The following is a 21838-nucleotide window of genomic DNA, read 5'->3' as shown; positions in this document are numbered from 1 at the left end:
AAATCTTTAAGTCATAATAAAACTATGTCTAAAGATTTAATAAGAGACATTCATTTTACTTTGACTAGCAATATTAAAGGTATTGTATCTGGTCAATTTAGAGATCATGATGTTTTAGTTGCTGGTTCAAACACAATTCCACCATCACACAAAAATATCCATCCTTTAATTGAAAACCTTTTATATAAATTTGCATCATTAAATATTGATAATTTATCAGTAGAAAAAAAATATAAAAAAATTATAAGTTTTCATTTAGAGTTTGAATCTATCCATCCATTTCAAGATGGAAATGGAAGAACCGGAAGAAGTCTTATGATTTTTCAATGTTTACAACATGACTTGGCTCCTTTAATCATTAAAGAAACAAAACGAAAAGAATACATATCTTTTGTTAGTCAATCAAGTGAAGAGTACTTTAAAGAGTTGTCTGTTGATGATACTACTAACTTGTTTTATGACCAATTTAAAGAAGATATCATTGAAGAATCTAAAAGATTGAAAATAAGTCAAGATGAACCAGTAATTGAATCAAATGATGATTATGAAATTGTAAATTAATCACTATCAATTAGTAATGGAAATGTTGCAAAAAAATAATTTTAAATACTAAATTTATAAGTGAAAAATTTGGGTCTGTAAAGAGTTTTGTGTAAATTCTTCACAGACCTTTGTTTTTGCTTTTACTTCAATATTTTTTCAAATGAATTCTTCTTTAATAACTTCGATTAGGACATAAAAATATGTATGGTAATTGGTAAAATGTTTTCAGTGAAAGTAATAACAACCATAATGTTTTGTTTTTTTGTTATTGTTTTATGAATGACTTGCTCTATAGTTTCAAAAACGTTTCTTTCCATATCATTAATTATGAGGCTTGTAACGATTCTACTTAATGAACTTCTAAGACAGCATCATTACTAAATCTACACAACAAAAATATTTGAGGATTAATTTCAACTTTCCCTTTTGTTTTTGTTAAAATTATTGGAGGAGGTAAAAACAGATGTCTAAAATATTAGTAATTAATGCATCATCAACTCCTAGTGAAAAATCATATACAAAAGGAGTTGCCGACTTATTTTTAAAAGATTATCTAGAGTTAAATCCCAATGATGAAATTATTCATTTAGATTTAAATAAAGAGAAAATGGCGTCAATTACATTGTCGCAAGCAGACTCTGGTGAATATTGAAATCAAGAAGATGCCCATGCATATATTAAACAATTAAGAGAAGTTGATAAAGTTGTAGTGACTTGTCCAATGAATAACTTTAATATTTCTGGGTTGATGAAAAATTATTTAGATCATGTTTTATTAGCTAATGAAACATTTTCATATAAGTATTCTAAAAAAGGAGATGCAATTGGATTATTACCGCACTTAAAAGTGCAAATAATCACTACTCAAGGAGCACCATTTGGGTGATACCCTTGAGGAAACCATACTGAAAATTTAAAAGGTACATGAGAATTTGTTGGGGCTAAAGTTGGAACACCAATTTTATTAGCCGGAACAAAACTCCCCCCTTTAAATCAGATGAGTCCAGCTGAAGCTGCACTCACACTAAAAGAAGAAATTAAAAAAATAGCAGGAGAATTTTAATGAGACAATCATACGTACCAAGAACGTTTATCTATATCGCCCAAGTCTTTGGGATCGTGATGGGAGTTTGTATGTTTATCGCCGGAGTTGTTGCTTTCAACCCTGGTCGATGAAATACTACCATGAACCCAATCACATCAACAGTGGTTTTAACAATCATTAGTTACTTTGCTTGAAAATCAATTTTTGTAGGAATTTGAATCATCAGATTTGTCAAAAACAATTCTGATGAAGTGATTGCAAACAATAAATTTATTATTTCAGCATTAAGTTTATCATTAAATGGAATTTTCACTCCATTCATCATGACAATGATGCCAAATGTTAATACTACATCAACAATCAGTCCTCGTTACACAATCTCAAATATAATGGGACAAGTTGGCTTTTTTGGAGCTATGATTGGTTTGGCAATGTTATTCATTGGTGGAACAGTCATGGGAAAAATTCCGATGAAAGAATTAATTAGTTCAACAGGACCATTAGTTTTAATGATTTTATTAATTGGATTATTAGCTTTATCAGCACCAACATTCTTCTTGTTCTCATCTAAAAATGCCGAACAAGAATTGGCAGATGCTAACACATCAAAAGCTTCAATCATGAAAGCAATTTCAACAGTTTGATTAGCAATTATTACATTAGAATTAATTGGTGTAATTTTCATGGCTATTATTCGTTTAATTGCCGCAATCCTTGATATGATGAGAGCGTTCTCTGAAGCTGATGGATTTTTCGGATTCATTCTGATCATGAATGCCCTATTCCGTCTAGTATGAACATTTATGTATGTTATGTTAGTTATTAGATTAACAATGGCAACTATCAAAGGAATTTGAAATAAAGAAGGTGTTGTTCATATGCATTCATATGAAGCATTGGCAACAAAACAAGCCGAAGCCGAAAGAACACAAAAAGCTTAATTTGGCTTAATTTGCAAAAAGATAAAAGTTAAAAATCAAGTGATCAAACTTGATTTTTTTTCTTTGTAAATTGCTTAGTTTTAAAAACTTTATTGACTCTCCCAATTTTATTTTTACCTTTTCAGATGCTTATCTAGTAAAATATTTAATATGGAAAACAAAATTATACGTGGTTATTTAACAAGAATCCTAACTAAAAAAGATAGCGGCTGAGCAATGGCACTTTTTTGCATGGAAAAGAATGCTAAAATGCAAATCAAAATCAAAGGTGCGATTGCTAGCATGGAAAAAAAGACACTTTATGAAATTCAAGGAACACTGGAAGAACATGCAATGTATGGAAAAAGTTTTAATGTAACTAGTTTTCGTCCAGCGACGATTAATTCTCCTGATGCTGTGATCCGCTTTTTTTCGAGTGATTTATTTCCTGGTGTTGGGCGTAAATATGCCAAAGTGATTGTTGATTATTTTGGTGAAGACACCATTGCGACAATTAAACTCAATTATGAACAACTCTATCAAGTCCAAGATTTACCACATCATTTAGCAGGGATTGTAGAAAAACAATTAAAAATTCAAGCTGAACAAAACCAATTACAAATTTTATTTTATGAAAATGAATTAAAAATTGACATTTATAATCATGTCAAAACATTGTGTGAATCTGAACAAGAAATTCGTCATATTTTTGAAAATCATTTTTTTAGTTTTGCCCAAAGACTAAAAATTAGACCATTTAATGAAGTTGATAAAATTGCGGTTTATTTTGGTTTAAATCCAAATGCTCCAGAAAGAATTGGTTATTGAATTCAAAAAATAGCCATTGATCTTGCTTTTAATTCAGGCGATACTTACACCACAACAAGCTTAATTAAAAGCAGAACGATGAAAACTTTACAAATTGATGAAGCAGAATTTATTCAAGGTTTAGCCTATGCTTGTGAAAATCAATTAGTGTATATTATTGATGATAAATTTTATGCAAGTGAAGCTTGAGAAGATGAAGAGATGATTGTGCGTAGTTTGATAGAAATGTTAAATAATAAAACCACAACTCCCCCATCCATTGCTTGAGAAAAAGTCTTGGGTGATTTAGAAAAAGCAATGGGGGAAGAAACGGGGATTGTTGATTTCAAATTTGATGAAGACCAAATTAAAGCATTTAAAATCTTTTTAGAAAATCCAATCACTTTAATTACTGGGGGACCTGGAACAGGGAAAACCCGTTTAATTCAAGGAATTGCCAAACTTTATGAAAATGTTTATCATAACACTAATTTTGCCATTGCCACACCAACTGGAAAAGCTAGTGCGCGATTTAAAAAAACTTTGCATTCTTCAATTCCTGGTACCATTCATAAATTATTAGAAGCTGATGAAAAAGATAACTTCAAACGCAATCAATATAATCCTTTAACTCAAGATTTAATTATTATTGATGAGTTTTCGATGGTTGATAATCGTTTATTTGCGCAATTGTTGAGTGCCAAAGGACACTTAAAAAAAATTGTCTTAGTTGGTGATTACAACCAATTACCATCTGTTAGTTACGGAAACATTTTCGAGGATTTAATTCGTTCTAATATGTTTAGAAAAGTCAAATTAAATACCATTCACCGTCAAAAAGAAGGTAATGGCATTATTGCTTTAGCTAAAGCAATTGAAACCCAAACAATTGATGATTTTGATTGAAATGCCCATCCTGAAATTGAAACTTTATTTGATACCAATGTGGAAGGAATGTTAAAAAACATCCAAGTGGATTACCAATTCTATTTGGAAAAAGCCAATTTTTCTGCTTTTGATTACCAAGTGATTGCCCCAATTTATGGAGGTGGCATTGGCATTGAAAATTTAAATACTTTTATTCAAGCAAGCTTTAATAAAAATTTAGTACAAACCAAAGAAGTTTATGATCGTAATCGTTATCGTTTTGCTAAAGAAGACAAGATTATGTATTTAAAAAATGAAGCAGCTTTAGAATTAACAAATGGAGAAATGGGAATTATTCAAAATTTAACATTTGAAAAAAATAAGTTCTTAGAGGCTGAAGTTAAATTTGACAATGATCGCACTGTCTTTTTAAAAACCGAGAACTTTAATGAAGTTTCACTTGGTTATGCTGCCAGTGTGCATAAAACCCAAGGAAGTGAATATAATCGTGTGGTTTTTGTGCTCGAAGCTGGTCATCCATCACCTAACTTTTTAAATCAAAAATTAATTTATACAGCCATTACCCGTGCTAAAGAAAAACTGATGATTGTTGGAGATTTTTACACTTTAATGCAAGCAATTAAAATTAAAGCAAGAAATAGAAAAACAACAATCATTGATAAACTCCACAAGCAAGAAATTTAAGGTATAAAATTAATTTAGAAGAGAGGAACTAAAGATGGTTTTAAAAAATGCGAAAATAGTTCTCGAAGATAGAATTATTGATAATGGATATTTGATTATTGAAAAAGATCGAATTAAAGATATTGCACCTGGTGACACTAATGAAGATGGTTTGGATTTAAAAGGAAAATGAATTTTACCTGGCTTTATTGATTGCCATGTGCATGGTGGATATGGTGTTGATTTTGAAACTGGCAATAAAAATCGTTTTGATTTATTTGCTAAAAGTGTTGGCCAAGAAGGAATTACTAAATATTTACAAGCAAGTGTAACAACCAACATTCCAACCATGGAAAAAAATTACCAAGAATTTGGTGAGTATATGAGTCGTGTGGACCGTAAAGGAGCAATTTGTCTGGGAGCGCATATGGAAGGACCATTTATTTCTCCTGAAAAAAAAGGCGCTCATGATGAAAAACTATTAATCAAACCAAGTGAAGAATTAACTGAAAAAGTCATGCAATGATCAAAAAATAATTTAAAAATGGTGACTTATGCTGCTGATTTACAAGATGGTAGTTACACTAAGTTTTTATTAAGACATAAAATTATTCCTGCTGTTGGCCACACTAACATGACTGCTAAAGAGTTTGAAAAAGAATATTTATTAGCAGTGCGTCATGTGACACATTTATTTAATGGGATGAGTGGGGTTGACCAACATCGTCCAGGTTTAGTGGTAGCTGCTTTTAACCATCAAGATGTTTTAGCTGAAGTTATTAGTGATGGCATTCACTTACAGCCTGAAATTTTACAATTAATTTATAAAATTAAAGGACCAAATCATATTTGCATCATTACTGATGCAATGAATGCTAAAGGCTTGCGTGATGGAAATTACTTATTAGGCAAATTACCAGTTATCAAAACTGGGATGAAGGTGTGTTTGAAATCCAATGGAGCATTAGCTGGATCTGGAGCTACTTTTGATCATAATGTCCGCACGATGAAACAATACACCAATGCAAGCATGCTTGATTTAATTAAAATGAGTTCAATTAATATTGCTAAACAATTAAACATTTATAATAAGACAGGTTCATTAGCGCCAAAAAAATTAGCTGACATTGTCGTGTTAGATCGTGATTTACATGTCGAAATGACCATTGCAGAAGGAAAGGTGATCTATGCAAAACAATTCTAAAAGCTATACGAGATTAAAATATTTAGCTACATTTGCAGCAACTTTGTTAATTGGGGCTTTTGTTTTTGTAGTTATTGCTATTTTTAAAACGTCAATCTCTTGAAAGGTAATTATTAGTGTCGATATTTCATTATGATTTATTGGTTTTGTGGCATTGTTTATTTATTTCTTCTTTCGTTTTAAATTAATGGCCAAAACCAATTATGAACGTAGTCAAAAAGATCTTTTAAAATGATATTTAGCAATCACTTTTTATAGTCTTGCTTTAATCTTTGGTTTAATTAATCTTTTAGTGATGTTTGCAAATGATAAGATTTTAAGCACAGATTTAAAAATAATTGTACTGGTTTTTGGGGGGGTGATGTTTCTCTTTTTAGTGACTGCTTCGATTTTAGAAGCAGCTTCCAGAATTGATGAACATATCTTTATGAATGTCGAAGAACATAAACTAATCCAACAAGAAAAACAGCAAAACAAAAACACTAAAATTTCTGATGAGGAAATTTTAGTCAAGGTGCAAAAACAACGCACGAGTGATGCTGAAACATTCTTAAAAAAAAGCCAAGACAATCCATTTATGAACCAAAATAACCAAAAGGAAAATGAGTAATTTTCCTTTTTTAAATCACCAAATCAGGTTTATAATAATAAAAGTATAAGGGAGAACAAGATACATGAAAAAAACATCAAATAAAGTAGTATTAATTGGAGCAGGAGCTGTTGGAACATCATTTCTTTATGCTGCGATTAATCAAGGATTGGCAAGTGAGTATGTCTTAATTGACGCCTTTCCACAAGCAGCTGAAGGGAATGCGATTGACTTGTCTGATGCAATGTCAATCCTACCATTACCTGTGACTGGGATTAAGGCTGGTGATTATCAAGATTGTCAAGATGCTGACTTAGTTGTGATTACAGCAGGAAGACCACAAAAACCTGGCGAAACCCGCTTAGAGATGGTCGCTGGGAACGCTGTGATTATGCAAGAAATTGCTCAACAAGTCAAAGCTAGTGGATTTAGTGGAATAACAATTATTGCTTCTAACCCTGTTGACGTCTTAACTTTAATTTATCAACAAGTAACAGGGTTTGCTGAAGCCAGAGTCATTGGTTCAGGAACAACTTTAGATTCAGCACGTTTAAGAAGATTAGTTGCTGAAAAACTTGGAGTTGGTGCTCAAGCTGTTGACGCTTATTTTGTTGGAGAACATGGAGATAGTGCTGTACCAGTTTGATCACATGCTGCTATCATGGGGCAACCAATTGCTCAATACATCAAAGATGGCAAAATTACCCAAGCTGAATTAGACCAAATTAGTCATGATGCTGTCAAGATGGCATACAAAATTATTGAATTAAAACGCGCCACTTTCTATGGTATTGGAGCAGCCTTAACTAAAATTGCTCGTGCTATTTTAAGAGACGAAAAAGCCACTTTAATGGTTGGTGCTAAATTAAATAACATTTACAAAAATAGTGATGTTTATTCAGGAGTACCAGCAATCATCGGAGCTCAAGGCATTGAACAAATTATCGAATGAGAATTAACAGCTGACGAACAAATGAAAATGGATGCATCAATTGCAACTTTAAAACTATCAGTTGCTAAAGCTCAAGACGCCATTAAATAATTTAGCAAAGTTTGTAAAGATATCACAACAAATTCCCGACCATTCATTGGTGGGGATTTTTTATTAATCCATCATTTAATTGAACTATTAAAAAAACTATAATGCTTCAAAATCGAAGCATTATAGTTTAGGTGTTTATAGATTTTTGTGCAAATGCATTTTTACTCATGATTTAATTATCACCCTACCTTCAAATTTTAAATAAAGTGGCTTCAAAAAAATCATCTTCATACTAGTTACATTTGAAGTATCTTAATTTGAAATATTGCTATCAAATGTAGATGCATTACTAAATAAAAGAGCATAACTTTTTATTTCGGAGGTCTTTACCGATTTTTGTATATATGAATTTATACAAAAATCATATATACATTTATGTTGAAAAAATATTACGTTATTTTATGATACTGATTTAATTTGGCTCCTTTTAATTTTATTTAAGGAACTCATTTAGGATGTTTTCGAGTATCATTTTGAATTCCTGAATATAAAGCAAAATTTGCGTGAGTTGTTACTTTTGGAACTTGCAAATCAGAAAGATCTCGTGTAAATTCTTTTGCTTGATAAAACATCATATTCATATTAGTTACTTGTTTAGTATTTCAACTGGAAATATCACCATTGAATGCTGATGCACTGTGAAACATGTTAGCCATAGTTGTTACATTTAAAGGGTCTCAATCGGAAATATCTCCATTAAACGCAGATGCTCCCTTAAACACATTTGCCATAATTAACACTTGACTAACGTTTCATTTAAGATCATGATTGAATGATTTAGCGTCTGCAAACATAGATTCCATTTCTAATAAATTTCTAGTGTCTCATTTTGAAATATCACTATTAAATGCTGATGCATTGTGAAACATATATCTCATACTTATTACATTTCAAGTATTTCAATTTGAAAGATCACCATTAAATAATGTTGCACCTTGGAATGTATAGGCCATAATCTCTACATTTGAAGTGTCTCAATTCGAAATGTTACCATTAAATTGAGCAGCATCTTTAAAAAATTCACTTAAACTTTTAATTTCAGGACTGATATAGTTTGGCACTTTTAGGATTGTTCCAGGTGCACGATGGGCTTTTTTCATTTCATCTCAACCAATATGAGCGATTTCTTTTGTTCCTTCAGGAGCTCAATCAGCCCTAATTTGAAAGACGTTTTTTTCAGCATCGATGAAAATTGTTTTATCTTGTTTTTCTTTATTTAAAACATGATATAAAATTATTTCCCCTTCATATTGAAAATTATTAGAACCATCTATTGCTTTACCTGTAATTGTAAATTTACTTACACCTATTTTTTGATCTTCAAGAGAACCTTTAGAATCTATTTTAATTCCATCTTTAATATCTAGATTGGCATTTACGAAAGCCTCTTCTAATTGTTGGATAGTTCAGAGACCGTCTTGTTTTGAATCAATGACTTTTTGTAATTCATTTTCAATTGTAGAAATATGTCTGATTTTTATAAAAAATGTTACTTCAATTGTCCCTTTATAATCACCAATTCCTTTGATTGTGGCTTTATTATTGGTTATAGAAGCTATATCAACTGCAAAATTTTTATCCGTCACACCTGGATTTTTAGAAATAATGGCTTCTTTAATAAAAGTTTCTTTATTATCTTCTATTCGACCTAAATTAGTGACTTTAATTAATTCACTAATTTCTTTTCTATTAGATGCCTCATCATTAAATCATCTCATTGTGTCTTTTAATGTTTTAACGACTTGATTTACTTGATCTTGGAGATCAAGTGTTAAGTTTTGACCACGAACTTCTTGAGCTTTTATAATTTCACGTTCTAACTTCTCAACAATTGACTGAATTTTATTATCTTTTTCATTTTCAAATAAATTTTTTGCTTCAATAATTGTGTTATCCAATTCTCGATAGTCTGCCAATGCTTTATCGGCTGCATAAAATTTAAGAATTGCTAATTGTAATTCATTTATTGCTTCTAAAATTTGCTTTTCTTCACTAATTCCTAAATTAGCAATTACAACACCATTAGCTGTGATTATTGCACCTTGCAAGTTATTAACTATTTCTGCTGGTTTAAAATGATTTGAACCCATAGCATCAGTTGCTGTTTTGATTCTGTCACTTAATTTTGCAGTTGCTTTCTCTGCTTTTAAATCAGGACTTTCAGTAAATGTCTTCATTGCAGATTTGAAATCTGCAATAGCTGAACTTAAAACACTTCCATTTTCTGTTTCATTTTCATAAACACTTAAAATTCCTTCAACATGTCCAATTGCTTTTCTTAATTTCAGATATTCATCAAAAGATTTATCTTTTTGTTCAAGAACTTTTGCTTGTGCTAACAAGGCTTCTAAATCTTGTTGTGGTGTTTTATTAACATTGTCTAAATCATTAGTAGCTCTTGACATATTTTCTCCTTCTAAAACTAATTGATCACTTAATCGTTGGTTTTCATTTTCTAAAACATTTGTTGGCATTCTATCACTGAAATTTAAGTTGTTTTGCTCTTGGTTTAGATGTTTAGTTGGTTGGTTAGTATTTGGTAATATAATAAATGTAACTACTGCACTTCATAAAGTATCTGCTGCTTTGGCAATCTTTTCTTGTTCTTCTTTTGTTCAAATTTGACCATTTGCGTTGTCTCGAACTGCTTCAGCAGCCGTAATTGCATTTTGTAATACTTCTTTAGCTGCCGGATCTTTTTGATCAGTTTTAACTACATCTTTTGCCGAAGCGATATTGGCATTTAACATTCAAAGATCTAGTTTTTTATCATTTGCTTCTTTAAATTCATACATTGCTCAGTTTAAGTCATAGTATGCCCCATTAACAGCTAATTGTTTATGGGCTAATGGGCTCACTTCCACAACTCCTTTTGCAAACCCAATTGCTTGATTAAAAGTAAACCATGCTTGATCAATTTTAGAACCTTGGATGGTGTCATCAGCTTCAGCAATTAATCTTTCTAATTCACTTAAATCGGCTGAATTAAGCGTAAATTGAACTGTAAAAGTTCCAGCATCTATTCTTTTTCCTTCGACTTCGACTGATCCAGTTTTTGGTTCACCGTCATCAGTGTGTAATGTGTCAAAATTAATGCTTAAGTCACCCACACCAAAATAATAACCTGGATTTGCCTTGCGAATGCCTTCAATAATATAATTATCAGCTAATCCATCGATTCCTCCAATATTTGTTTCTAAATCACTCAAATTTATAATTCTGGTTCCACAACTCACAACAAGTAAAGTGGTTGGAACCGTTAATGAAATACTGGCTAATATACTTAATATCTTTTTCATTTATATCTTTTTTCTTTCTCCAAAAATCTTAGTTTTGGGTTTGTTGTTTATTGTTAGTTAGGAAATTTTGGTTTTGGTAATTTTCAAGCAGGAGTTCCGAAATTAAATCCACTATGATTTGTTACCTTTTCAACATCTCATCCGTTTAAATCTTGATTAAATGATCTAGCATTATAAAACATGGCATTCATATTTGTTACATTTCCAGTATTTCAGCTTGAAATATCTTGATTAAAAACACGTGCTTCATTAAACATGTGGTCCATATTTATTACTTTTGAAGTGTCTCAAGCTTTAATACCACTTGATAATATTTTAGTTGAAATATCTTGGTCAAAGTTTTTTGCAGAGACAAACATGTGGTCCATATTTGTGGCATTTTTTGTATTTCAAGTGGAAATATCACCATTAAATTGAATTGCGCCACCAAACATTCAAGAAAAACTTTTTACTTTTGAAACATTTCACTCACTTAAATCTTGGTTAAATGCTGGTGCAATATTAAACATGGCATCCATATTTGTTACATTCTTAGTGTCTCATTTGGAAATATCTCCATTAAATTTAGTTGCACCTTGAAAAAGTCAATCCAACCTAGTTATCTTTGGGCTAATATAATTTGGAACTTTTTCAATGTTTTTAGGCATCCCTTGAGCATATCCCCCTTTTCGACCAATATTAATAACTTCTTTTGTTTCTTTTGGAGCTGAACCGACTACAGCTTTAATTGCACCATTATTTGGGTCAAGATAAATTGTTTTGTCTTGATTTTCCCGATTTAAAACTTGATTGATAATAATTTCGCCTTTGTAGTTACTATAATCATATAAATCATTGGCTGTGATTTTAAAACGTTTAACATTAAGTGTTGGTTCATAAGCAATTTCAGTTACTTTTAAAGCATTTTGAATATCAAAGTTTTTATTTTCAATAGCAGTTTGTAATTCACTAGCTGTTCATAATTGGGTTTGCTTGGAATTTGCAAGATCATAAAGGTCATATTCAATGTTTTGGATATCCAAAACAAAAGTCACCACTGTTTTTTCAAAATAGTCATTAATTCCTGTTAGTTCCACACCAAATTTTCCATTGTAATCTTTAACTGCTCCAATTTTGTAATCTTTGCCTTCTTTAAGAGGCGCATACTTGGTTTCTAATGCTTTTTTAATTGTTTCATGTTTGTCATCTTTTAAACTTCCGATTGAAGTTTTTCATAAAATCGCACTACGAATGTCTGTTCGATCAGCTTTATTTAAAAAATCATAAGTTGCTTCTCATAAATCTTCAGTCATTTGATCCACTTCACTTTGTTGATCAATTAATGGAGGTTTTAAAACATAATTTTCAGCTTTAGTAATTGCTGATTGGAACAACAATCAATCTTGTTCGCGTTTATTTTTTTTCCCAATGGTTTTAGCCATTGCAATATTTGATTTCAATCAAGTTAAATCAGCATTTTGATCTGGGGTATTGTTAAAAACTTCTTTTGCTTTTTTTAAATGCTTAACTTCTTGATCAACAATGTGTTGTTGATCAATTGTGGGTTGGCCTTTAACAACTCCTTGAGCATGTTCGATTGCTTGTTGAAAAACAAGCCACTCTGCTTTTGATTTATTTCCTTGGGGAATTTTTCTAGAATCAAAAATTATTTGTGCTAATTCGTCAGTATTGGCTTTTGCTTTTCCTGCATCAAGAAAATTTGCAATTGCAGCTTTCAAATTCTTAACTTCTTGGTCAACAATACCTTGATCATTTGTTGTGTAACTTTGTTCAATAACTTTTTGAGCATTAGCAATTGCATCATTCAATGATTTTATAACTCCTGGATGTTTATTAGGGTATTTGTTTAGTGCTTGTTGTGCTTTTTTTATTTCTGCATTTAATCGAGAATAATCAGCTATTTCATTGGTTGAATTCAAAAAACTAATCATTGCAGTTTGTAATTTTAATAAAGTTTGATCAACTTTATTTTGATCATTGCGAGGTGGTTTTCCCCCTACCAAGTCGTCAGCTTCTTTAATTACAGCTAGTAGTTTCACTTTTTCTTGTTCTAATTTATCATTATTTTTTTCTAAAATACCATGAGCCTCAACAATTCTAGTTTCTAAAATATCAATCTTAGCTAATTCATTATCAGTGGCAGTAAAAGTATTCATTGCAGCTTGTAATGTTAGATAAGCTTCATATAAGACACCTGGATTTTCATTTTCGTTGATGTAGATTTTTAAAGTTCCCCGAGCTTGTCCAATTGCCTTGTGCAATTTTTGATAAGCAGTATGAGGTTTACTTTTTTCATTCGTTGCTAATGCTTGAGCAGTAACAATTAATTGTTCTAGGCTATTGTTAGTTATAACTTCAGAATCATTAGTTTTTGGAGTTATAGTTCATGAAACAACTGTCATTGTGCTTGTTGAAGCAAGTGCGAAAGTTGCTAATATACTTAATAGTTTTTTCATTATGTGCGCCTTTCTGTATACGAAATTCATACTCAGATTAATACATGATTAAGCTTAATAAATTTTTAAAATAAGTTGTTAAGCTTTTTTAAATTGAGGTTTGTAGTTTGCTTTTCAATTAGAATTTGCTTGCTCATCAAATTTATCGTAGCTTTTAACGTTTTTAACATCTCAGTTTGAAATATTTCTGTTAAATGCTTTAACACCTCAAAACATACTCGACATATCAGTTACATTCGAAACATTTCAACTATTACCTACAGTCTTTATATCTCGGTTAAATGCTTCTGCTCCATCAAAAACATTTCTCATATTTGTGACTTTTACAGTATTTCATTTTGAAATATCTTGGTTAAATGCTTTAGCTCCTCTGAACAAATTTGCAAAATTTGTTACATTTGATGTATCTTATTTGGAAATATCTCTATTAAAATTAGCAGCATATTCAAAGACATTGCTTAAATCAGTTATCTTTGGGCTAATATAATTTGGAACTCTTTCAATACTTACAGGAACTTTATATGCTTTTCCAGTTTTAACATCTCATCCAAGATGAAGAATTTCTTTTGTTCCTTCTGGAGCTGGTCCATTTTTGATTTCTTTTGCTTCACCAGTCTTTGCATCAATATACCTAGTATGTTAAGTAGTTTTTGAACCTTGAGTAATAATTACTTCACCTTGATAACCACTATAATCATAGTGGTTATTTGTTGTAATTTTAAATTTAGCTAATTCAAGATTAGGTTTACTATCGATTTGAGTTACTTTTAAACCATCTTTAACATCTAAATTATTTTTCTCTATTTCAGCTTTTAATTCAGCAGCTGTCCAAGCTGCATCTTTTTTTGTGTTAACAATATCATTAAGTTTCTTTTCAATAAATTTAAGATCTAAAACAAAATAAACATTGGTTATTGCCTGATAATCTCCTATTCCAGTTATTTCAGCATTTGATTTGTGATCCTTATTTGCTTGTTTAACTGTTCCAATTGAGAAATCAATTGTATCAGTAACGTTTGGAAATTGTTTCTTTATTTGCTCACCAATTGCTTTTTTATCAGTTAGATTTTTGAAAACACCATCTAGTTTAAGTCCATTATAAATTACATGATTAATATTAATTTTATTAGCTGAATTTAAAAAAGTCAAAGTTGCTTGTCAAATAGTTTCAGCACCTTTATCAATATCACCTTGTTTATCAATGTCTGGTTTAGTTCCTGCTAATATCTCAGCTGCTTTGATAGCTGCTTCAAAAGTTTTGACTGTATCAGGTTTTTTCTTGGTTTTATCAACACCTTTTGCTAATTTAATGTTTGCATCTAACATATGAAGTTCCGCTTTTTGATTAGGTTCATTAATAAAAGTGTCCATGGCAGTTTGCAAGGCTGTAACTTCAGCTTGAATTTCTTTTTCTTGACCAACGACTGGTTTACCAGCAATGATTCCCTCTGCATGTCCAATTGCTTCTTCAATTTTAATACGTTCTGATAAGGGTTTATGTTTACGTTTTGGATCGCTTGCAACATCTTTAGCTTCTTTAATTTTATCTCTTAAAGCTTTTAGATCAACATGATCGTCAGGAAGTACTGGTTGACCTGCATTCGCGTAGTCTTTGATTGCTTGTTTTAATCTTGCAGTTGCATCATCAACAATTTTTTGGCCTTCGTCACTTGATGAATAGTTAGCTTTAATAACTTCTTCAGCTAACGCGATTTCTCCTTTTAATTTCTCCATAGCTTCAAAAGCTTTTTCTGTTTCTAAAGCTTTCTTAGCATTTGCAATTTCTGCTTTTAGTTCTGCTGTGTTTGCAGGTTGGTCAGCGGCGTTAAAAAATGCAAGTGTGGCAGTTTGCAAGGTTTGAACTCCTGCATTAACTTTATCTTGTTCGCTAATTTTTAGGTTTTGAGCTTTAAGAGTTTCAGCTGCTGTAATTGCTACTTGTAATCTTTCTTTATCTTCTTTACTTTTTGAATTATTTACAGATGCAGTTAAAATTTTATTAGCATCTTTAATTCTTTGTACAAGAGCAACTGTATTTGCCGGAGTATCCACAGAACCCGTAAAAGTATTCATTGCTTTTGCTAATTTCTCATGTGCTTCTTTTAAAACACCTGGGTTTTCTGTTTCGTTTTGATAAATTACTAAAACTCCATTAGCTTCTCCAATTGCTTTATGCAATGCTTGATATGCCTCATTATTTTTGTCTTGGTTTTCAGTTGCTAATTTTTTAGCTTCATTAATTAACTGTTCTAATTGTGCTTTATCTATTGTTTTAGAGTCATTGTCTTTTGGTATTTTTACGAAAGAGACAACAGCAGTTGCACTTGTTGAAACTAAGCCAAGACTCCCTAATAGGCCTAATAGTTTTTTCATAATTTTAATCTCCTTTAACGGGTTTTCGTTCCCAAGTTGTTATAATACCTTGCTTTTTTAAAAATGTCAAAAAAATAAAAATTTGTTTTTTTGGTTGAAGTGAAAATAATAATGTCATAAAGGTGTGGGTCTCTACCATAAAGCGGACATGCAAATGTCACTAAAATTAATTAAAAAGAGGATGAATTTTTATGATTAAATGAAACACAGCAGCTTTAAAAACAAAAGTTTTATTGTGTATAAAACAAAAAGTATTACAGTGGTTATTAAAAAACACAATATTTCGATAAGCACTATTCAACGTAGAAAATACCATTTTCAAAGCAAGGGATTTATGAATGAAAAAGGGGATGGTTCTAATACACTAAAAACATGAAAGTTACATCAAAGTGAAGCAATGAATAAGAACAACTAATTAATGAGTTAAGGAAATCAAATAATTTGTCTTTACTCAGTAAAAAGTTTTTATCAGTGGTTAAAGATTGATATGTAAATTTAATTATGAATTATCAAATTTCCAATCGTTTAAAATTCAATTTTGCTGAAAAACATAGTTAGATGAATTTAATAAATTAACACCACCAAACCCACTGATTAATTTATAAATTCTAAAATCGGTTTTTCTTCCTTGGGGGTGGTTTTCTTTTTTTATCGATATTTTCTTATAATGTTTTATAATTATTAAAATGTTTATAAACAAATTAATTTGAGAGCGAGCAATGAAATGAAAAAAGAATTAGAAACAAAATATCAACCAAGTGTTGTTGAGCAAGGTAAATATGAAAATTGAAAACAACAAAATTTATTTAAAGCTGACCTTAACTCTACCAAACCAGCTTTTTCAATTATTCTCCCCCCACCAAATGTGACTGGAAAATTACATTTAGGACATGCCTGAGATGGGAGTTTACAAGATGCGATTATTCGTTTTAAAAAACTTAATGGTTTTGATGTTTTATATCTTCCCGGAACTGATCATGCTGGGATTGCTACCCAAACTAAAGTGGAAGCAATGATTAAAAAAGCAACTGGAAAAAATCGTTTTGATTTAGGACGGGAAGCATTTTTAAAAGAAGTTTGAAAATGAAAAGAAGAGTATTCAGCAGCAATCCATGAACAATGAGCTAAATTAGGTTTAAGTTTAGACTATTCCATGGAGAATTTTACTTTAAATCCCCAAGTTAATGAACTAGTTAAATTTGTTTTTGTCGAAATGTTTAATCAAGGTTTAATTTATCGTGGTAAACGCATTGTTAACTGAGACCCTGTCCAAAAATCAGCAATTTCTAATATTGAAGTAATTTATCGTGAGACTGTTGGGAAAATGTATCATTTTAAATACCAAATTGTTGGGACTAAACAATGATTAGAAATTGCAACCACTCGTCCTGAAACAATGTTTGCTGACCAATGTGTGGTTGTCCATCCTCAAGATGCTCGTTATACAAAATATATTGGTCAGATGGTGATTAATCCGGTAAACAATCAACAAATTCCGGTTATTGCTGATGAGTATGTGGAAATGGACTTTGGAACTGGGGTGATGAAATGTACTCCAGCTCATGATTTAAACGATTTTGAAATCGGGATTAGACACAATCTTGCTCAACCAATTTGTTTAAATGAAGATGGGACTGTTAATGAAATGGGTGAAGAACTTTATCAAGGTTTAGATCGTTTCACAGCTCGCCAATTAATTATTGAAAATGCAAGTAAAGCACAAACTTTAATTAAAGTTGAAGAAATTACTCATCAAGTCGGTTATTCTGAACGAACTGATGCAGTTGTAGAGCCATATTTATCAAACCAATGATTTGTTAAAATGGATCACTTTGCTAAACAAGTTTTGGATTTACAAAATAGTAATGAGGCAATTAACTTCTTTCCACCACGCTTTGAACAAACTTTAAAACAATGAATGGAAAATAGTTTTGATTGAACAATTTCACGTCAATTATGATGAGGACATCAAATTCCAGCTTGATATCATAAAAATGACCCAAACCAAACTTATGTCGGTATGAACCCACCAAGTGATTTAGAAAATTGAGTTCAAGATGATGATGTTTTAGATACATGATTTAGTTCTGGACTCTGACCATTTGCCACTTTATTATGAACTAAAGAAAATCCTGGCCAATGATTTGAGAGATATTATCCAACTAATGTGTTAGTGACTGGTTATGATATTATTTTTTTCTGAGTGGCAAGAATGATTTTCCAAGGTTTTGAATTCACTGGACAAAAACCATTTCATGACGTCTTAATTCATGGCCTAGTTCGTGATGAACATGGCAATAAAATGTCCAAATCACTTGGTAATGGGATTGATCCGATGGATGTGATTGATGAATATGGAGTTGATTCTTTAAGATTCTTTTTATTAACCAACTCGACACCAGGGATGGATATTAAGTATAGTGATGAAAAAATTCGTCATGCTTGAAACTTTATGAACAAACTTTGAAATGCCAGTCGTTATGTTTTAATGAATTTGGATGAGCAGTTTCAAGCTAACGATAACTTCATTAATTCTGATCATCATGAAAATGCTGTGGATTGTTGAATCTTAACTGAATTAAGTAAAACAATGAATAATGTTCAAACTTTAATGGATAAATATGAATTTGGTTTAGCTGGCAAAGAAATTTATGAATTTGTTTGATCAAAATATTGTAGTTGATATATTGAATTTGCCAAAGTTAATTTAAGTTCAACAACTCTCGAAGTTGTTGAACAAACTAAACAAACTTTATTTTATGTTTTGAAAAACATTTTAATTATGTTGCATCCTTATGCTCCGTTTATTAGTGAAGAAATTTATACGCACTTAAATTTAAAAGATTCAATTATGAATGAAGAATGAAAAACCCAAGACTTTAACTTTGATACTGAATATATTAATGTTGTGACTAATTTAATTACTTCAATTCGTGAATTTAGAAATACAAATAATATTAAAAACACAATTGCTTTAAATTTCCATTTAAATCATTTAAATCAAGAACATGAAAAATTATTTACTAAATATCTCACAGTGATTAACCAATTATTAAAAGTTTTTGTTAATGCTCAAGTGTCATTAACAAAAATTGACCAACAAAACATTAGTTCAATTTCAATTGATGAATATTTCTTAGAAATTAAAACTGAAGCTTTTATTAAACGGGAAGATTTAATTGCCAGTTTAAAAGCCAAAGCTGCAGAACTTGTCCAAGAAATTAAACGCAGTGAAGCATTGCTCAACAATCAAAACTTTATTTCCAGAGCAACAACTGAAAAAGTTGCTCTAGAAAAAGAAAAATATGCTGTTTATCAAGAACAATTAGCCTCAATTCAACATAAATTAAAAAATATTTAAAAAATATTTAAAAAATTACAACTTTTTTTCTAATCTAATAAGGGGTAGATATGAAAAAGACAGTTGTAATTTTTATTATTTTTATTAGCTTAGTCGCTGGTGCATTTGCTTTTTCATTAAAAGCAAATGCAAATCATCAAAATAAAATTCCAGCAACTGCAACTCAACAAAAAGATTAGAAACATTGATCCATTTTTGGTTTTATTTGGATTATTGGTTTTAACTTTGTGGTTGTTCAGTCTTCAGTTATATATCTTAGCAGCAACTTCTCTCATCTTACAATGCTGCTATATCAGTTTAAAAATTAAGCAAAGATGATTCTTAGGTCTTGTCTTCCTTATTGTCGTACTAGTTTATTTAACTTATTTTTTCCTCACTAAAACTCATTTTGGTGCTGATTTGCATTTTCATCAGACAACTTTTAAAGTTGTTAAAACATCAAAAAACTATTTTATTGCTCAATATCAGTTCAATAAATTTTATGTTTTAGCGATGGATCATCATTATTTAGTTGGCGAAAATCTTTCTATAACCGGCATTGTTGAAAATTTAAAACCAACAAATAATAGTTATGATTTTGATTTTAACAAGTATCTTCAACAAGAAAATGTTTTTAAAACACTTAAAACTGAAAACATCATAGCTCTCCCTACCAACAATTTAAAGTTTTTGGTGAACAAATATATTTCCAGTCATGTGCATAATGATTTAATTTTGAAACTGGTGTTTCAAAAAAACACTGAACTTAATGAAATTAAAGGTGCACTTCACAAAATGAGTTTAGCTTACTTATTGAATTTAAGTGGTGCTAATATGTACATTTTTGCCTTCAGCATTAATCACATCTTCTTTAAATATAAAATTCACCCACATTTCAAAATCCCGATTCATGTTTTTTTATTTTTTTACTTATGAATCGTCGGATTTCCCTTAATCATGACAAGAGTAATTTTTGGTTATGTTATTACCAATGCTTTTGTTATTGGACATGTTAACCTCACAAAAACTCATCGCAACGTTTTAACTTTATTGTCTTTAGTTTTGGTCAACCCGAATTTCTTTGTAACAAATTCATGACCATTCTTAATTGTTGCGATGGTTTTCTTAACACCAATGAGAAATTATCTTGGTTGGAAAAAAACAGTGATTCAAATTGCAAAACCCCTCTTCATTTTTGTACCTTTGCAAATTTATTTGGATTGAAAATGGAATTTTTCAGCTCCCATACAAACAATCCTAATTCAACCTGTGATTTCCTTCTTATACGTCTTTTCATTTCTTTTTTGGTGAATACCACAGTTTCAAGTTGCTTTGGATTTTTTAAGCAATGCATTTGATAGCTTGATTAGTTTATTAAGTAAAATTAATTTAATTTGAAATTTTGGGCAACCTCCATTCTTGATGCTCATCACATACTATTTATGTTTTTATGTTTTGCTTAGACATAAAAACAGTAAAATCCTTTGGTTTAGTTGGACACTTATTACACTTCTTTTTTTATTCTGAACCAAAGTATTTTTACCAAATGAAAATTTAATCATGTTAAACATTGGCAACGGTTCGAGCTTTGTTTACATTAATAAATGAAAAAATCTCACTTTAATTTTTGATGCTGGAGTTGGTCCTGGTTTTAACAAAAGTAGTTTAAGTGACTATTTAGTTAAAAATGGGATTAATCATATTGACCTTGCTTTTATTTCCCACAATCACGAAGATCATTATAATAGTTTAGCGACTGTTCAAGAGAATCTTCATGTGCATAAAGTCATTAAAAATGATACAACCCAAAACTTCATTAATCTCAAAGGAGTCAAAATTTGGTTATGGCATTTAAAACAAATGTCTGATGAAAATGACAATTCATTAGTTATTTTAGTTAAAACTCTCTATCGTAACTTGCTCTTTACTGGCGATTTAACTAAAACTAGTGAAGCTGAATTGCTCAAAAACGAGACCTTTGTCTATTTAATTAAAAATACGACAATTGATTTGTTGCAAATCGGTCATCATGGAAGTAAAACGAGCACGAGTGAAACATTCTTACTCTTGGTCAACCCAAGAATGTCTTGAATTAGTGCTGGTCTCAAAAATAAACATCAATTTCCTGATCAAGTGACCCTTGAAATGTTGAATAGATATCATTTTAAATACCAATTAACTGGTCATGATTATAACTGAACTTATAACTTGCACAAGCATCGGTTTAATCATTGAACATAAAAAAATATCTCCAGTAATGGAGATATTTTTTGACTTGAAGAATTAAATGCTCATTAAACGTGATTTTTCACGAGCTGCTTTATTAATTTTCATAATTCCTTTTGAATAACCTTTATCGATTAAAGAAACTGCATCTTTAATTAATTCATCTTTGTTTGCAGCATTTTCAGATTTTGCAATCATAGCTTTTTTAATTGCTGTTTTAACTTCAGATCTTAAAGATTTATTAGCTAAACGTGATTTTTCATTTGTTTTTGTTCTTTTCTCTTGTGATTTAATATTTGCCATCTTTTCAACTCCTTTGATTAATGTTATGATTGCTAACACAAATAATATTATAACAAAAAACAAGAAAAATTAATAAAAAATAGACAAGTTTTCAGAAATCTCAAATTGTGTCGTCACTTTTAGGCAACACTTGTATTTTA

General features: G+C 30.4%; 14 protein-coding genes and 1 pseudogene. 10 read left to right on the top strand and 5 right to left on the bottom strand.

Translation table 4 applies throughout. The features are described 5' to 3' along the window. The first annotated feature begins 24 nt into the window (after nt 1–24). The 7 genes from P695_RS05895 (at nt 25) to P695_RS0102595 (ending at nt 7701) form a co-directional block, all read left to right on the top strand. Nucleotides 25–561 (top strand): Fic family protein, encoded by a 537-nt coding sequence (locus P695_RS05895; protein WP_084331595.1) that lies wholly within the window; start codon nt 25–27, stop codon nt 559–561. A 445-nt stretch (nt 562–1006) separates the two neighbouring features. Further along, nucleotides 1007–1606, top strand: coding sequence for an FMN-dependent NADH-azoreductase (locus P695_RS0102620; protein WP_028126726.1), 600 nt, complete (start codon nt 1007–1009; stop codon nt 1604–1606). Then, nucleotides 1606–2529: a hypothetical protein gene (locus P695_RS0102615; protein ID WP_028126725.1), complete on the top strand. Its 924-nt coding sequence runs from the start codon at nt 1606–1608 to the stop codon at nt 2527–2529. Before P695_RS0102620 ends, P695_RS0102615 begins: the two co-directional genes overlap by 1 nt. 150 nt (nt 2530–2679) lie before the next feature. Continuing rightward, the gene (gene recD2, locus P695_RS0102610) at nt 2680–4887 is read left to right on the top strand and encodes an SF1B family DNA helicase RecD2 (protein ID WP_028126724.1); all 2208 of its coding nucleotides are present in this window, start codon (nt 2680–2682) and stop codon (nt 4885–4887) included. A 34-nt stretch (nt 4888–4921) separates the two neighbouring features. Further along, nucleotides 4922–6070, top strand: a complete 1149-nt coding sequence (gene nagA, locus P695_RS0102605; RefSeq protein ID WP_028126723.1) for an N-acetylglucosamine-6-phosphate deacetylase — start codon at nt 4922–4924, stop codon at nt 6068–6070. Next, nucleotides 6054–6680: a hypothetical protein gene (locus tag P695_RS0102600; protein WP_028126722.1), complete on the top strand. Its 627-nt coding sequence runs from the start codon at nt 6054–6056 to the stop codon at nt 6678–6680. Before nagA ends, P695_RS0102600 begins: the two co-directional genes overlap by 17 nt. Before the next feature lie 64 nt (nt 6681–6744). Beyond that, nucleotides 6745–7701 (top strand): L-lactate dehydrogenase, encoded by a 957-nt coding sequence (locus P695_RS0102595; RefSeq protein WP_028126721.1) that lies wholly within the window; start codon nt 6745–6747, stop codon nt 7699–7701. Between the two features lie 437 nt (nt 7702–8138). Here P695_RS0102595 and P695_RS05890 read toward each other — a convergent pair whose 3' ends face one another. From P695_RS05890 to P695_RS0102575, 4 genes and pseudogenes are all read right to left on the bottom strand, one after another. After that, nucleotides 8139–11000 carry a BspA family leucine-rich repeat surface protein gene (locus P695_RS05890; RefSeq protein ID WP_051437356.1) on the bottom strand — a complete coding sequence of 954 codons (2862 nt, stop codon included), beginning with the start codon at nt 10998–11000 and terminating at the stop codon, nt 8139–8141. Nucleotides 11001–11053: 53 nt separating this feature from the next. After that, complete coding sequence (locus tag P695_RS05885) at nt 11054–13456, bottom strand: BspA family leucine-rich repeat surface protein (protein ID WP_051437355.1); 2403 nt, start codon at nt 13454–13456, stop codon at nt 11054–11056. A 78-nt stretch (nt 13457–13534) separates the two neighbouring features. Further along, nucleotides 13535–13852, bottom strand: a pseudogene (locus tag P695_RS05880) (BspA family leucine-rich repeat surface protein); the annotation flags it as partial. Between the two features lie 243 nt (nt 13853–14095). After that, nucleotides 14096–15829 carry a lipoprotein gene (locus P695_RS0102575; protein ID WP_028126719.1) on the bottom strand — a complete coding sequence of 578 codons (1734 nt, stop codon included), beginning with the start codon at nt 15827–15829 and terminating at the stop codon, nt 14096–14098. A gap of 724 nt (nt 15830–16553) precedes the next feature. Here P695_RS0102575 and P695_RS0102560 point away from each other — a divergent pair. Genes P695_RS0102560 through P695_RS0102550 form a run of 3 tightly spaced genes read left to right on the top strand, consistent with a single transcriptional unit; the run spans nt 16554 to nt 21410 of the window. After that, nucleotides 16554–19190 carry a valine--tRNA ligase gene (locus tag P695_RS0102560; RefSeq protein WP_028126717.1) on the top strand — a complete coding sequence of 879 codons (2637 nt, stop codon included), beginning with the start codon at nt 16554–16556 and terminating at the stop codon, nt 19188–19190. Between the two features lie 50 nt (nt 19191–19240). Then, on the top strand, nt 19241–19369 hold the full coding sequence (locus tag P695_RS06395) for a hypothetical protein (RefSeq protein ID WP_275667556.1): 129 nt from the start codon (nt 19241–19243) through the stop codon (nt 19367–19369). Then, entirely contained in the window at nt 19317–21410 is a 2094-nt protein-coding gene (locus P695_RS0102550) for a ComEC/Rec2 family competence protein (protein ID WP_084331594.1), read from the top strand. Before P695_RS06395 ends, P695_RS0102550 begins: the two co-directional genes overlap by 53 nt. A gap of 42 nt (nt 21411–21452) precedes the next feature. Here P695_RS0102550 and rpsT read toward each other — a convergent pair whose 3' ends face one another. Continuing rightward, on the bottom strand, nt 21453–21698 hold the full coding sequence (gene rpsT / locus P695_RS0102545) for a 30S ribosomal protein S20 (protein ID WP_028126715.1): 246 nt from the start codon (nt 21696–21698) through the stop codon (nt 21453–21455). Between the last annotated feature and the right edge of the window lie 140 nt (nt 21699–21838).

The organism is Williamsoniiplasma lucivorax ATCC 49196 (assembly GCF_000518285.1).
In the GTDB taxonomy this organism is placed as follows: Bacteria; Bacillota_I; Bacilli_A; order Mycoplasmatales; family Mycoplasmataceae; genus Williamsoniiplasma; species Williamsoniiplasma lucivorax.
Note: the sequence above shows the minus strand (reverse complement) of the source record. Positions and strands in the feature narration are given on the sequence as shown.